Here is a 14297-nt window from a genome sequence, read left to right on the forward strand (position 1 = left end):
CGGTCACCGCGCGATCGTCGAGAGCCGAACTCCCGACGATCGCGCGGTGACCTCGGCGGGTCCGTCGCTCAGCAGCTGAGTTCGGCGTCCGCCCAGTCCGCGTGGTCCGAGTCGATGCCGTCACCGCCGTCGGTGACGACGAGGCGGACCACCTGGGCGCCGGTCACGTCGGCCGTGACCGGCTGGGCGGGCATCGCGGTGGTGAGGACCCCGGTCGAGGCGACCTTCGTACCGTCCGCCCAGATCTCGAAGGCGACAGTGCCCTTGGTGTCCTTTTCGTCGTCCACCCCGACGTCCGCGGTGACTTTCTCGCACGCCGCCCCGGTGTAGTACTCGACGGCACTGTCGGCGTGCACGCCCAGCCCCTTGGGGTAGATGACACCGCCCAGAGTGATCGGATGACCGTCGCCCGCGGCACTCTCGCCGTTGCTGGTGTTGCGCTCGACGGGGCCCCAGCCGTTGGTCGTCGACAACCACGGCAGGTCACCGAGCGAGGAGACGCCCGCCGGCGGGGCGACGACCACGGACGCCCTCAGCGGCAGCACGCTCTCGGCGCGTGCGCCCGTCGGCGAGCGGTAACTCGCCTTGAGCGTCAGGTCGTACGAGCCCGTGGGCGTACCGTCGGGAGCCGTGACCTGCCACTTCGTGCGCAGGGAACGACCCGTCGGCACCACGCCCGCGGTGGTCGGCGAGACCGCCTTCACCGTCCAGCCGGCGGGACCGCCGAGCGTCACGGCGACGTGTGTGGCGGGCGTACGGCCGAGGTCGGTGACCTTCGACGTCAGCGCGGCCGTCTTGCCGGCCTCCACCAACAGGCCCCCGTCCAGGCCGAGTTCGACGGCCGGGGGGTTCTTGGCCCACCGGTCGTCGGCCGAGACGCGGAGGAGCACCGTGCCGTGTGCGGGGACGGTCGCCGCGATCGTGCCCGCGGTGTTGTAGCTCCGGTGCTGCCACAGATCGCGCAGAGTGTACGCGTCCGCGTCGGGCAGTCCGACGGCCCCGGCGGTGGTGGCGATGCGCTGCGCGCTGCCCGTCTCGTTGAACAGGGCCACCGCCCGGCTGCCGTCCTTCATCTCCTTGGCGACGACCCAGCGCCCGCCCTCGGAGGACAGCACCGTGCCCTGTTTGCCCAGCGGGTCCTGGTCGACCGCGATGACCTCCTTGTTGCCGAGGATGTCGAAGGTCGCGTCGGACGCCTTGCGCAGGTCGGAGCCGATGAGCAGCGGCGCCGACATGACCGACCACATCGAGAAGTGTGTGCGGTACTCGGTGTCGGTCATCCCGCCGTTGCCGACCTCCAGCATGTCCGGGTCGTTCCAGTGCCCGGGTCCGGCGTGCGGTGCGAGCGGCAGGTTCTGCTTGAGGATCGACAGCATCGAGCCCCAGCTGTCGCTGATGTCCCCGGTCGTGCGCCACAGATGTCCGACGTCCGACGCCCACTCCCATGGCTTGTTCTCGCCCCACTCGCAGATGCTGTAGACGATGGGGCGCCCGGTCGCCCTGAGCGCGTCACGCATCGTCGTGTAGCGCAGCTTGGCGTCCACACCCTGGTTGTTGCAGTTGTCGTACTTGAGGTAGTCGACGCCCCAGTCCGCGAACTGCCGGGCGTCGCTGTACTCGTGGCCGAGCGCGCCCGGGAAGCCGGCGCTGTTGCACGTCTTGGTGCCCGCGCTGGTGTAGATGCCGAGCTTGAGCCCCTTGGCGTGCACATAGTCGGCAACTGCCTTGATCCCGCCCGGGAATCGCGCCGGATCAGGCACGAGCTTCCCGTCGGCGTCGCGGGACGGCAGGGCCCAGCAGTCGTCGAGGTTGACGTACTGGTACCCGGCGTCCTTGAGGCCCTTGTCGACGAAGAGGTCGGCGATTCCCTTGACCATGGATTCGTTGAACTCGGCTCGGCAGTGCGTGGAGTTCCAGTTGTTGAAGCCCATGGGCGGAGTGAGGGCGAGCCCGTCGGCCAGGGTCGGCGCGACCGGGTCGGCGCGGGGAGCGGCGAGGGCCGGCGCCGCGAGTCCGGTCGTACACAACAGCCCTGCGGCCAGCGCTCCGACCATTCTTCGGCGGGTTGTACGGGTGTGAAGGTGACGCATCGTTACGTTTCCTCCGAACACGCGAAAGGTAGGACGTCTGCATGTCCTCGTCAGTCGTGCGCGTTTACGGTAGGACGTGTCGGACTCTGTTGGAAGAGAAGTGGTAACGGTTGTTCGATATCTCGTCAGAACCCTTGACTGCACCCCTTCATGGGAGTGGGATCCAACCGCGCGTTCGGTTGTGTTGGGTGGCACCCCGAGGAGGGGGACATGGCACAGTCATCGTTCAAGGCGTTCGTCGTGCCCGAAGGTACGGCAGGACATCGGATGTCCCGGCGAAATCTCTTGCGGGGTGCGGCCATCGGGGCCGGCGCGGTCACGCTCCCCGCCCTGCTGTCCGCCTGCGGCGACGGACCGGGTGGAAACAAGAACGAAGTCAGCGTGGGGTCCAACGCGTCGGACCCGGTTCCCAAGAAGGCCTTCGCGGCGGCCTTCGCGGCGTACGAGAAAAAGTCCGGCAAGAAGGTCAAGGTCAACACCAAGGACCACAACGACTTCCAGGAGAACATCAACCGCTATCTGCAGGGCACGCCCGACGACGTCTTCATGTGGTTCGCCGGATATCGCATGCAGTACTTCGCCGAGAAGGGTCTGCTGCACGAGATCAGCGATGTGTGGAGTGGCTTCACCGGTTTCTCCGACGCCCTCAAGGACCAGTCCACGCACGCGGGCAAGCAGTACTTCGTGCCGTACTACTACTACCCGTGGGCGGTCTTCCACCGGAAGAGCCTCTTCCAGAAGCAGGGGTATCAACAGCCCAAGACCTGGGACGAGTTCATCGCCCTCGCCAGGAAGATGTCCAAGGACGGCATTCCGGTCGCCTTCTGCGACAAGGACGGCTGGCCCGCCATGGGCACCTTCGACTACATCAACATGCGCCTGAACGGCTACGACTTCCACAAGTCCCTGATGGCGGGCAAGGAGTCGTGGACCGACAGCAAGGTGAAGGGCGTCTTCGACACCTGGCGCGAACTCATGCCGTACTACCAGAAGGGCGCCCTCGGCCGGACCTGGGAGGAGGCCGGGCAGGGGCTGGCGCAGCGCAAGACGGGCATGGCCGTCTTCGGAATGCCGCACCCCGGCACCCAGTTCAAGGAGAACGAGCGCGACGACATCGACTTCTTCGCCTTCCCCGAAATCGATGCGCAGTACGGGCAGGACGCCGTGGAAGCACCCATCGACGGATTCCTCGTCGCCAAGAAGTCGAAGAACCTCACCGGCGCCAAGGAACTCCTGAAATGGCTCGGCACGCCCAAGGCCGAGGACACCTATCTCGCCCTCGACCCCAACAACGTCGCCGTCAACGACGGCGCCGACACCTCCAAGTACAGCGCCCTGCAGAAGAAGTCGGCGCAGCTCGTCTCCGGCGCCAAGCAGATCTCGCAGTTCATGGACCGCGACACCCGTCCCGACTTCGCCTCGACCGTGATGATCAAGGCGATCCAGGACTTCATCGGCAATCCGAAGGACGTCGACGGTCTGTGCAACAGCATCGAACGGCAGAAGAAGACCATCTTCTCGTCGCCCGTCGGCTGAACCTGGGGGAAGACGTTCCGTGGCGCTCAACATCCCACGGCGCGCCGGTCGGCGGCGTCTGCGGCGGTTCACCCGCCGCGACGTCGTCGTCCTCGGCGTGCTCCTCGGCCTGCCCGTCCTGCTGGACATCGTCATCATCTGGGGCCCGACGCTGGCCTCCATCGGGCTGTCCTTCACCGCCTGGGACGGTGTCGGCGACGTCCACTGGGTCGGCGGCGACAACTACAAGAACCTCGTCGAGAACTACCCGGCGTTCTGGCCGGCCGTCCGCCACAACATCCTGTGGATGCTCTTCCTCGGCCTGGTCGCCACCCCGTTCGGGCTGTTCCTCGCGGTGCTCATCGACCGTGGCGTGCGCTTCAGCCGCTTCTACCAGTCCGTCATCTACATGCCGGTCGTGCTCTCGCTCGCCATCGTCGGCTTCATCGCGCAGCTGATCCTCGGCACTGACCAGGGCGTGGTCAACACCATCCTCAACAACGACGAAAACCCGATCGACTGGCTCGGCGACTCGCACCTCAACCTGTGGATGATCATGCTCGCGGCGGGCTGGCGACATGTCGGCTACGTCATGATCCTCTACCTGGCCGGCCTCAAGTCCGTCGATCCCCAGCTCAAGGAGGCGGCCGCCATCGACGGCGCGAACGAGCGGCAGACCTTCTTCCGCGTCGTCTTCCCGACCCTGCGCCCGGTCAACGTCATCGTCGGCGTGATCACTGTCATCGAGGCACTGCGCGCCTTCGACATCGTCTACGCGGTCAACAAGGGCCGCAACGGCCTGGAACTGCTCTCCGTACTGATCACCGACAACATCATCGGGGAGGCCAGCCGTATCGGATTCGGCTCCGCCATCGCGGTCGTCCTGCTCACCGTCTCCCTGGGGTTCATCGTGACGTTCCTGGTCCAAGAACTGCGAGGTGCCCGCGACCGATGACCGGGGACCTCCGCACCAGCGCGCCCACCCGTCCGGCCGCCGCACCCCGCCAGGCCCCCAAGTCCCCTGCACGCCGCGGCCGTTGGGGCGTGCACATCTTCCTGGCGGGCGTGTCGCTCGCCTTCCTCGCACCACTCCTGCTCGCCGTCTACGCCTCCTTGCGTCCGTACGAGGAGACGGCGCAGGACGGCTACTTCTCCTTCCCCAAGCACCTGTCCTTCGAGTACTACCGCCGTGCCTACACCGAATCCGGCATGGGCAAGTACTTCACCAACACCCTGCTCATCGCCGTCCCCGGCGTGCTGGTGACCCTCTTCCTCGCCTCGTTCGTCGCCTTCGCCGTCTCCCGGCTGAAGCTGCGCGGCGGCCTGGTCCTGCTGATGTTCTTCACCGCCGGAAACCTGCTGCCCCAACAGGTCATCGTCACCCCGCTGTACGTCCTGTTCAACAGGATCCCGCTGCCCTGGTGGATGTCCGACTCGCTGACGATGTACGACTCCTACTGGGCCGTGATCATCGTCAACGTCGGCTTCCAGATGGGCTTCTGCGTCTTCGTCCTCGCCAACTTCATGCGGACGCTGCCCCAGGAGATCCTGGAGGCCGCGATCGTCGACGGCGCCGGTGTGTGGACCCAGTTCTGGCGCATCACCCTCCCGCTGTGCCGCCCCGCCCTCGCGGCCCTCGGAACCCTCGAATTCACCTGGATCTACAACGACTTCCTCTGGGCCCTGATCTTCATCTCCAACCCCGACAAACTCCCGGTCACCTCGTCCCTGAACAACCTGCGGGGCCAGTTCTTCACCGACTACAACCTGCTCGCCGCGGGCTCGGTCCTGGTCGCCCTGCCCACGATCCTCGTCTTCCTGCTGCTGCAACGGCACTTCATCGCCGGGCTGACGCTGGGGTCGACGAAGGGTTAGCCACCATCGTGCCGTGGAGCCACTGCCCTGCGGCGAGCGGGTCGTAGCCGCGCGGCTCAGCCGTGGTAGGTGATGTACCCGTTGCCGTCGGAGTCGTTGGCGCTCGCGGTGTACTTGTGGGTGTCGGCGTGGCTGCCGTTCGACTTGTACAGGTAGATGGTGTCCCCGCCGTTGTTCCACATGAAGTTGCAGTTCTGGCGGTACACGACGTTGTTCGCGTCGGAGTCGGTGCCGTGGCCGCCGCGGAGTTTCACGTAGTCGCCGGGCTGGAGGTAGTGGTTGGAGGGGAAGGTGAAGGTGTTGCCGGAGGCGCTGGCGTCCTTGACCTTGTAGCCCTTGAGGTTGACGGTCGTCGAGGACGAGTAGTTCTTGATCGTGAGGTACTCCTGCTTGGAGTTGCCGGTGGTGCAGTTGTTGGAGTCGCTGCCGGGCGCGTTGTACTGGATGCCGCGGATCTTGAGTGCCGAGGTGTACTCGGTGGCCTCGGCCGGTACGGCGAGGACGACGGTGAGTGCGGCGGTGAGCGCGGTGGCCGTGACGGCCCCGGCCGTCGTGAAGCGCTGACGCATGGGACGTACCCCCCTGGTAGTGCCCTGGTGAAGCGACAGAGCGTACAGACGCCAGGGGTGCCCGGTGGCGGTCTTGCGGATTCATCCGACACGGCCCACTGACTGCTGATATGTGCCGCCCGTGGGCCCTGAAGCTTGAGGTGCAGGGCCCGCGTTCCGGTTCGGACCCTGCGTTCCCCTTCAGACCTTGCGCCAGCGCGCCATCGCGAACGAGAACACGCCGAACAGGACGAGACCCGTCGCCACACAGACCAGCAGCCAGGGGCCCGCCGGGGTGTCGGCGAAGGAGCGGAGGGTGTCGTCCATGCCCTTCGCCTTGTCCGGCTCGTACTCGACGGCCGCCCGGATCGCGAAGGCCCCGGCCGCGACGAACACCAGCCCGCGGGCCACGCCTCCGGCCACGCTCGTCGTGTCGACCAGGCGCCGTACGGACCGCGACATCTCACCGAGTTTGAGCTCGCGCCGGTAGCGGCGCAGCACCGCCCGGGCGCCGATCCACCCGCCCGCCACGACGATGGCCGCCCCGGCCGCGCCGACGAGCCACTGACCGGCCGGCAGGTCGAGGGCCTCGGCCGTCACATCGCGCGACTGCTTGTCGCTCGAACTCGCGCCGCCCGAGCCCGCCGCGAACGACAGCACCGAGTAGGCCACGAACGTGTAGAAGACACAGCGTGCGAGCGCCGCCAGCCGCTTCTTCACGCTGCGGCCGTCCTGCCCCACCGAGCCGAAGAGCGCCTCGGACAGCCGCCACAGCGCCATGCCGACGAGCCCCACGCCCAGCGCCCACAGCAGGACGGCCCCGAACGGCTTCCCGGAGAGCTCGTCCAGGGCCCCACTGCGGTCGGCCTGTTTCCCGCCGTCGCCGAAAGCGATCTGCAGGGCCAGCACGCCGACCAGCAGATAGATGACCCCCCGGGCGGTAAGGCCGGCCCTGGCCGCACCCCTCGTCAAGGAACCCCGTGCCGTCCGTCGGCCACCGATCGGGCCGCTGCGGGTCACCGCGGTCGTATTCATCGAACCTCCCGCATGCCGGTTGCCCCGGCATGCGGGAATCACACGGGCGTGGCGCCGGCGGTCAGGGGGTGAAGACCTCCTCAAGGCTGTCGATCGCCCCGTCCTTGCCGAGGTGGTACTTGAAGACCAGCCCGGAGTCGGGGTGCGCCTCCAGCCAGTCGAGGAACTCCTGCACGCCGATGCGCTGGTTCTCGCTGCTCTCCACGACGGGGTTGGTCGCGGTGACGTACGCCGCCTGGTCCATCGGGAGGTACGTCTCCTTGCCCACGGTCTCGAACGGGGCACCGTCGGAATCCCCCGTGCCGCAGCCCCAGTTGCCGTACTTGACGATGAGGCTCAGGGAGCCCCCTTCAGGGGTGTAGCGGTAGACCGCGATCTCGTCGGGGGAGATGGGCATCTTGTGATCGCAGCCGTCGCCCGTGCCGCCGCTGCCCGCAGGGGTCGTCGTGGGGGAGGCGGTCGGCGTCGACGCGGAGGTCTTGGCCCCGGGGGCCTTGGTGCCGCCGGCCGTGCCGCTGCCCGTTCCGGTGGACGTCTTCGAGGCGGGCTGTGCGCTCGCCGCGCCCGATCCGTCGTCGGTCCTGCCGCCCGGTGCGGTGGTCCGCGTCGCGCTCGGGTCGGCGTCGGCGGCCGCGCCGCCCGTGGAGCCGCCGCCGGAGCAGCCGGTGAGGGCCAGTGCCCCCGCCGCGCACAGGCTCAGCACGGCTCCCCGGACGGCGCTCGGTCTGCGGCGGTTCGTCCCGGTGGTCAGCGTCATGATGTGTCCCCCTCTGTCACAGGACCCGTGTCGGCATGATCGGGTCGGCAGGAAGGACGATATTCAGCCACCCGCAGTTTCACGATTTCGCCGGAGATCGAGGGAGACCTACGGCGTCGGTGCCGGGCGGCGTCCGGGGCCGCGTGGAGGTGCCCGGCCCACCCGGGACCCATCGGAGACCCGCCCGAGCCCCACCCGTGACCCATCGCCGGATGCGCAGTTGAATCGGGCATGAAGAAGCGAAGCATGCTTGCCGTTGCGTCCCTCGCCGCCGGATTCGTCGTCGCGGCGATCACACCGTCCCACGGCGCCGACAGCGACGTATTCGACGATCTGAACGTGAACGACACCCTCAGCACCCTCGACCACACCGTCAGCAGCGACAGCCTCGCCATGGACGAGAAGGCGTTGGGCCAGAACGACTGACGGACCAGGGCGACGGACGGGCCGGCCCGACCGGCGAGCCCGCTTCATGGCGCCGGTGCCCCTCCGGGAGGGGCACCGGCGCCGCTGCGTTCCGGTCCCGGGAAGGGGCCCTCAACTGGGCCTGGTTTCCGTGGCAGGGTGGAGCGGGCAAGCCTCAGGGGGCCAACAGAAGAGGGGGAACCGTGATCGTCTGGGTCAACGGTGCGTTCGGTGCGGGGAAGACCACCACCGCACGGGAACTGATCGACCTGATCCCGAACAGCACGCTCTTCGACCCCGAGGTCATCGGCGGCGGACTCGCACAGCTGCTGCCGCCCAAGCGCCTCGCCGAGGTCGGCGACTTCCAGGATCTGCCGATCTGGCGACGCCTGGTGGTCGACACCGCGGCCGCCCTGCTCGCGGAGCTCGGCGGCGTCCTCGTCGTCCCCATGACCCTGCTGCGCCAGGAGTACCGCGATGAGATCTTCGGCGGTCTCGCCTCCCGCAGGATCCCCGTACGCCATGTGCTTCTCGCCCCGGCCGAAACGATCCTGCGCGAGCGGATAGCCGGCCGCGAGATACCCGAGGACCTGCCCGACGGCGAAATGCGCGTGCGCCAATGGTCCTACGACCACATCGAGCCGTACCGCGCGGCACTCGCCGGCTGGCTCACCGCCGACGCCCACCTCATCGACACCAGCGCCCTCACCCCGTACGACACGGCGGTCCGCATCGCGGAGTCCGTACGCGCCGGTGAGCTGCCCGTCTGTGACATCGTGCAGACGCCCGAGCCCACCGCCGAGACCGTCGCCGCGGGGGTGCTGCTCTTCGACCAGCAGGACCGGGTACTGCTCGTCGACCCGACGTACAAGGCGGGCTGGGAGTTTCCCGGAGGTGTCGTCGAACCCGGTGAGGCGCCCGCGCGCGGCGGCATGCGCGAGGTCGCCGAGGAGACGGGCATCCGGCTCGACGACGTACCCGGCCTGCTCGTCGTCGACTGGGAGCCGCCCGCACCTCCCGGCTACGGCGGCCTGCGTCTCCTCTTCGACGGCGGCCGCCTCGACGCCGACGCGGCCCAGCGGCTGCTGCTGCCCGGCCCCGAGCTGCGCGACTGGCGCTTCGTCACCGAGCAGGAGGCGGCCGACCTGCTGCCACCGGTGCGCTACGAACGGCTGCGCTGGGCGCTGCGGGCGCGGGAGCGCGGGGCGGCGCTGTATCTGGAGGCGGGGGTGCCGGTCGGTTGACGTACGGCGTGCCCGACGTGCGAGGAGCCCGTCAGTGGAACTCGTGGACGACCTTGATCACGCCGACGATGTGGGAGTTGAACTCGTCGAGCTCCTCGGCCGGCACCCACAGTTCGAGGATGGTCCGCCCGCCCGCCTGCTGGACGGGATACCGCGCCAGGAAGTCGGATTCGACCTCGAAGCGGGTGACGTAGCCGGCGCCGTCGTACCGGACGTTCCAGTCCCGGGCGATCTTGATCGCGTAGTCCTCGTTGAGGACGGGATAGAAGATCGGCTGCTCGGGCAGCCGGGGCGGCCAGGCCCGCCACGACAGTGCGCGGAGCAGGTCAAGCTCCGTCGGGCCGGTCGGGCGCCAGAGGGTCGTCGTGGCGGGCGGGCTGGTCACGGTGCCGCTCTCCGGTCGGGTCTCGGGTGTGCGAGTGATCTTGGGAGAGGGGACGATACCGGCGCCGTGCGCCGGGGGCCATCGCGTTTCCGGCGCGGGCGAGTGTGTCGCCCGCGCCGGCAAGTGCCCTGTCGGGGCTGACCGGTTCAGCCGGTCGCGCGGCCGGTCAGCTCGCCGCGTAGTTGCGCAGGAACAGGGCCTCCGCGACGGACAGGCGCTCCAGCTCGTCCGGGGACACGCTCTCGTTCACGGCGTGGATCTGGGCCTCCGGCTCGCTGAGCCCGATGAGCAGGATCTCGGCCGCCGGGTAGAGCGAGGCGAGGGTGTTGCACAGCGGGATCGAGCCGCCCTGACCGGCGTACTGCATCTCCTGGCCCGGGTAGGCGACCGACATCGCGTCGGCCATCGCGGCGTACGCCGGGCTGGCGGTGTCGGCGCGGAACGCCTGGCCCTGGCCGATCTGCTCGGTGCTCACCCGCGCGCCCCACGGCGTGCGCGCCTCCAGGTGGGCCTGGAGCAGCTTGGTGGCGTGGGCCGCGTCCACGCCCGGCGGGACGCGCAGACTGACCAGCGCGCGGGCGCCGGCCTGCACGGAGGGCGTGGCTCCGACGACGGGCGGGCAGTCGATGCCGAGGACCGTGACGGCCGGACGCGCCCAGATGCGGTCGGCGACCGTCCCGGAGCCGATCAGCTCGACGCCGTCGAGCACCTTGGCGTCCTGGCGGAACGCCTCCTCCTCGTACTGCAGACCGTCCCACGACGTCTCGGACGTGAGCCCGTCGACCGTCGTCGAACCGTCCTCGGCCCGCAGCGAGTCCAGTACGCGGATCAGCGCGCCGAGCGCGTCGGGCGCCGCCCCGCCGAACTGGCCCGAGTGCAGGTTGCCTTCGAGTGTGTCCACCTGCACGCGGACGAGGGTCATCCCGCGCAGCGTGGAGGTGACCGTCGGCAGCCCGACGCGGAAGTTCCCGGCGTCACCGATGACGATGGTGTCGGCGGTCAGCAGCTCCGGGTGCTCCTCGGCGTACCGCTCCAGGCCGCCCGTGCCCATCTCCTCCGAGCCCTCGGCGATCACCTTGACGTGCACCGGAACGCCGCCGTTGGCCTTGAGGGCGCGCAGCGCGAGCAGGTGCATGATGACGCCGCCCTTGCAGTCGGCGCTGCCGCGTCCGTACCAGCGGCCGTCGCGCTCAGTCAGCTCGAACGGCGGGGTGGCCCAGGCGGATTCGTCCAGCGGCGGCTGCACGTCGTAGTGCGCGTAGAGCAGGACCGTCTTGGCGCCCTCGGGGCCGGGCAGGAAGCCGTACACCGACTGCGTGCCGTCCGGGGTGTCGAGCAGGGCCACGTCCTGGAAACCCTCGGCGCGCAGCGCGTCGGCGACCCAGTTCGCGGCGCCCTCGCTCTCGCTCTTGGGATATTGGTCGAAGTCCGCCACCGACTTGAAGGACACCAGCTCGGTGAGCTCCGCCTTCGCCCTCGGCATCAGCGAGGCGACGGTCTCGGCGACCGGATTCGACGACATGGGCACGCTCCTTGTAGGTGCGACGTTGTATCTCTGTGTACAGGTGATCGAGTGATGCGCACCCGCGTACTGGTGTGCGGGGCGCATACGCTGCCGATCCTGCCACAGCGATCTGCGGCGACGCCCGCCGTAGGATGCGGGGGACAGGTGCGGCAGACGGCTGGACTGGGAGCAGCAAACCATCGTGAGCAGCGAGAACCCCGAGAACTCTTCGAACTCTTCGGGCGGCACGGAGCAGGTGTGGGACGTCGTCGTGGTCGGCGCGGGACCCGCGGGAGCCTCGGCCGCCTATGCGGCAGCGGTCGCGGGACGCAGTGTCCTGCTGCTGGAGAAAGCGGAGCTGCCGCGCTACAAGACGTGCGGAGGCGGCATCATCGGCCCCTCGCGCGACGCGCTGCCGCCCGGCTTCGAACTACCCCTCCAGGACCGGGTGCACGCGGTCACGTTCTCGCTCGACGGCAGGTTCACGCGCACCCGCCGCTCCCGGCAGATGCTGTTCGGGCTGATCAACCGGCCCGAGTTCGACCAGCAGCTCGTCGAGCACGCGCAGAAGGCGGGCGCCGAGCTGCGCACGGGAGCGACGGTCTCGCGGGTGGAGCAGCACGGATCGGCCGTCCCGGACCGGCGCACCGTCGCCGTGGTGCTGCAGGGCGGTGAGACGGTGCTCGCGCGGTCCGTCGTCGGCGCGGACGGCAGCGCCAGTCGCATAGGGGCGCATGTCGGCGTGAAGCTCGACCAGGTCGACCTCGGCCTGGAGGCGGAGATCCCGGTTCCGGAGACCGTCGCCGAGGACTGGAAGGGGCGCGTCCTCATCGACTGGGGCCCGATGCCCGGCAGTTACGGCTGGGTGTTCCCGAAGGGGGACACGCTGACGGTGGGCGTCATCTCGGCGCGCGGCGAAGGCGCGGCCACCAAGCGGTACTTGGAGGACTTCGTCGCCCGGCTCGGTCTCGCCGGCTTCGAACCGAGCATCTCCTCGGGTCACTTGACGCGCTGCCGCGCCGACGACTCGCCGCTGTCGCGCGGCCGGGTGCTGGTGTGCGGGGACGCGGCCGGGCTGCTCGAACCGTGGACCCGCGAGGGCATCTCCTTCGCGCTGCGCTCGGGTCGGCTCGCGGGGGAGTGGGCGGTGCGGATCGCCGAGGCGCACGATGCGGTGGACACCCGGCGCCAGGCGCTGAACTACGCCTTCGCCATCAAGGCGGGCCTCGGTGTCGAGATGAGCGTCGGCAAGCGGATGCTCGCGGCCTTCGAGCGGCGCCCCGGGGTGTTCCACGCGGCGCTCACGAGTGTCAGGCCCGCCTGGAAGTCGTTCGCGGCCATCACGCGCGGCGCGACCACGCTGGGCGAGCTCGTCCGCAGCCACCCGCTGGCCGGACGCGCCCTGATGGCCCTCGATCGGTCGCCCGCCCGGGAGGATCAGGCGCCCGCACAGGAGGGCCAGGCGCCGGCCCGGGAGTCGGACGTCAGCTCTTGAGGTAGGCGCGCAGCCCCGGCGGCACGGATTTCCGCAACTCGCTTGTTGTTGCAAGTAATATGCAACAAGCTGGGCGGGTCCTTACTGCTGCCCAGGATGCGGAGCTTCGCCATGCCCCAGCTGCTGCCGGACGCGGGACCGCAGCGCGTCATCGCGGCCTCGAACCTCGTCTACACCGTCGGGAGCGGCCTCTATCTGACCGCCGGAGTCCTGTACTTCACCGAGGCGGTCCGCCTTCCGGCGGCTCAGGTGGGGTGGGGGCTCGGCATCGCCGGGTTGGTCTCGCTGGCCCTGGGCATCGCCGTCGGTCACCTCGCGGACCGGCACGGAGCACGCGGGGTCTACGCCGCCACGCTCGTCGTCCAGACGCTGGCGACGGCCGGTTTCGTACTGGCGGACAGCTTCTGGCCGTTCGTCCTCGCCGTGTCCGTGGCCACCGGCGCGAAGGCGGCCGGCCTCGCCGCCCGCAGCCCGCTCATCCGGCACTACGGAGGGGAGCGGCCGCAGGAGTTCCGCGCCTACCTCCGTGCCGTGACCAACGTCGGCATCTCCTTCGGCGCCCTGCTCGCCGGCTGGGCCGTCCAGGTCGGCACCCTCACCGCCTACCACCTGCTGGTCCTCGGCAACGCGCTCGCCTTCGCGGCCTCCGCGGCGATCCTGCTCCGCCTGCCGCCGGTCAAGCCCGGGGCCACCGTCCTCGGCCCCCGCTGGATCGCGCTGCGGGACGGGCCGTATCTGCTGATCACCGCCCTCGACGGCGTCATGGCCATCCAGTTCAAGGTGCTCACCGTGGCCATTCCGCTCTGGCTGGTGGGCGCCACCACCGCCCCGCACTGGCTCATCTCGGGGACCATGCTCACCGGCACCGTCATGGTCGTCGCTCTTCAGGTGCGCGCCAGCCGCAGTATCGATTCCCCCGCGGCGGGCGCGGGCGCCTACCGTCGGGCGGGCGTGGCCTTCCTCGCCTCGTGCGCACTGATCTCGTCGTCCGCCGGGGTGCCGGCCTGGGCCGCCGGGGCTCTGCTCCTCACCGCGGTGGTGATCCACACGGTCGGTGAACTGTGGCACTCCGCCGCGGGCTTCGAGGTGTCCTTCGCCCTCGCCCCACCGCACGCCACCGGCCAGTACCTCGGCGTGTTCGGCCTCGGCGCCGGCCTGTCCGAGGCCGTCGGGCCGACCCTGCTCATCGCGCTCTGCATCAGCTGGGGCCGTCCCGGGTGGTACGTCGTGGGCGCACTGTTCGCCGTGACGGGCCTGCTCGTACCGCCCGCCGTCCGCTGGGCGCAGCGCCGGCAGCGGGTCCCGGAGGCGGTTCTGGAGGCCGTTGCGGCGTAGTACCTCGCGCGGCTCCTCTCCGCGGCGGCCGTGCGAGGTACTACGCCGGGAGTACGTGTGATCACCACGCCCGGGTGACGCCCCGGGCGGCCGGTGCGGTCTAGCGTGA

General features: G+C 69.5%; 13 protein-coding genes. 7 read left to right on the plus strand and 6 right to left on the minus strand.

The features are described from left to right. Positions 1 to 68: 68 nt before the first annotated feature. Positions 69 to 2090 carry an NPCBM/NEW2 domain-containing protein gene (locus AB5J56_RS40595; RefSeq protein WP_369240740.1) on the minus strand — a complete coding sequence of 674 codons (2022 nt, stop codon included), beginning with the start codon at positions 2088 to 2090 and terminating at the stop codon, positions 69 to 71. A 267-nt stretch (positions 2091 to 2357) separates the two neighbouring features. Between AB5J56_RS40595 and AB5J56_RS40600 the strand changes: the two genes are divergently transcribed. The 3 genes from AB5J56_RS40600 to AB5J56_RS40610 are packed head-to-tail and all read left to right on the plus strand — an operon-like array spanning position 2358 to position 5480. Continuing rightward, positions 2358 to 3626 (plus strand): ABC transporter substrate-binding protein, encoded by a 1269-nt coding sequence (locus AB5J56_RS40600; protein ID WP_369243074.1) that lies wholly within the window; start codon positions 2358 to 2360, stop codon positions 3624 to 3626. A 19-nt stretch (positions 3627 to 3645) separates the two neighbouring features. After that, positions 3646 to 4560, plus strand: a complete 915-nt coding sequence (locus AB5J56_RS40605) for a carbohydrate ABC transporter permease (protein ID WP_369240742.1) — start codon at positions 3646 to 3648, stop codon at positions 4558 to 4560. Beyond that, positions 4557 to 5480 carry a carbohydrate ABC transporter permease gene (locus AB5J56_RS40610; protein WP_369240744.1) on the plus strand — a complete coding sequence of 308 codons (924 nt, stop codon included), beginning with the start codon at positions 4557 to 4559 and terminating at the stop codon, positions 5478 to 5480. The genes AB5J56_RS40605 and AB5J56_RS40610 overlap by 4 nt, the downstream gene beginning before the upstream one ends. Before the next feature lie 56 nt (positions 5481 to 5536). Here the strand turns inward: AB5J56_RS40610 and AB5J56_RS40615 are convergent, their stop codons facing one another. The 3 genes from AB5J56_RS40615 to AB5J56_RS40625 all read right to left on the minus strand — a co-directional run bounded on the left by AB5J56_RS40615 (position 5537) and on the right by AB5J56_RS40625 (position 7820). Then, positions 5537 to 6049, minus strand: coding sequence for a lamin tail domain-containing protein (locus AB5J56_RS40615; RefSeq protein WP_369240746.1), 513 nt, complete (start codon positions 6047 to 6049; stop codon positions 5537 to 5539). A 180-nt stretch (positions 6050 to 6229) separates the two neighbouring features. Next, the gene (locus tag AB5J56_RS40620; RefSeq protein ID WP_369240748.1) at positions 6230 to 7063 is read right to left on the minus strand and encodes a DUF1206 domain-containing protein; all 834 of its coding nucleotides are present in this window, start codon (positions 7061 to 7063) and stop codon (positions 6230 to 6232) included. 61 nt (positions 7064 to 7124) lie between these two features. Continuing rightward, a complete protein-coding gene (locus AB5J56_RS40625; protein WP_369240750.1) occupies positions 7125 to 7820 on the minus strand; it encodes a hypothetical protein in 696 nt (231 codons plus the stop codon). 231 nt (positions 7821 to 8051) lie between these two features. Between AB5J56_RS40625 and AB5J56_RS40630 the strand changes: the two genes are divergently transcribed. Together AB5J56_RS40630 and AB5J56_RS40635 are read left to right on the plus strand one after the other, a co-directional pair. Next, entirely contained in the window at positions 8052 to 8246 is a 195-nt protein-coding gene (locus AB5J56_RS40630; RefSeq protein WP_369240752.1) for a hypothetical protein, read from the plus strand. A gap of 182 nt (positions 8247 to 8428) precedes the next feature. After that, positions 8429 to 9469, plus strand: coding sequence for an NUDIX domain-containing protein (locus AB5J56_RS40635; RefSeq protein WP_369240754.1), 1041 nt, complete (start codon positions 8429 to 8431; stop codon positions 9467 to 9469). Between the two features lie 31 nt (positions 9470 to 9500). Here the strand turns inward: AB5J56_RS40635 and AB5J56_RS40640 are convergent, their stop codons facing one another. Both AB5J56_RS40640 and AB5J56_RS40645 read right to left on the minus strand, forming a co-directional pair. Beyond that, entirely contained in the window at positions 9501 to 9854 is a 354-nt protein-coding gene (locus AB5J56_RS40640; protein ID WP_369240756.1) for a hypothetical protein, read from the minus strand. Between the two features lie 166 nt (positions 9855 to 10020). Then, a complete protein-coding gene (locus AB5J56_RS40645) occupies positions 10021 to 11376 on the minus strand; it encodes a dipeptidase (RefSeq protein WP_369240758.1) in 1356 nt (451 codons plus the stop codon). Between the two features lie 184 nt (positions 11377 to 11560). Between AB5J56_RS40645 and AB5J56_RS40650 the strand changes: the two genes are divergently transcribed. Together AB5J56_RS40650 and AB5J56_RS40655 are read left to right on the plus strand one after the other, a co-directional pair. Then, positions 11561 to 12853, plus strand: coding sequence for a geranylgeranyl reductase family protein (locus tag AB5J56_RS40650; protein ID WP_369240760.1), 1293 nt, complete (start codon positions 11561 to 11563; stop codon positions 12851 to 12853). A 111-nt stretch (positions 12854 to 12964) separates the two neighbouring features. Then, positions 12965 to 14188 (plus strand): MFS transporter, encoded by a 1224-nt coding sequence (locus AB5J56_RS40655; RefSeq protein ID WP_369240762.1) that lies wholly within the window; start codon positions 12965 to 12967, stop codon positions 14186 to 14188. Positions 14189 to 14297: the final 109 nt, after the last annotated feature.

The sequence above is a fragment of the Streptomyces sp. R21 genome, from assembly GCF_041051975.1.
In the GTDB taxonomy this organism is placed as follows: Bacteria; Actinomycetota; Actinomycetes; order Streptomycetales; family Streptomycetaceae; genus Streptomyces.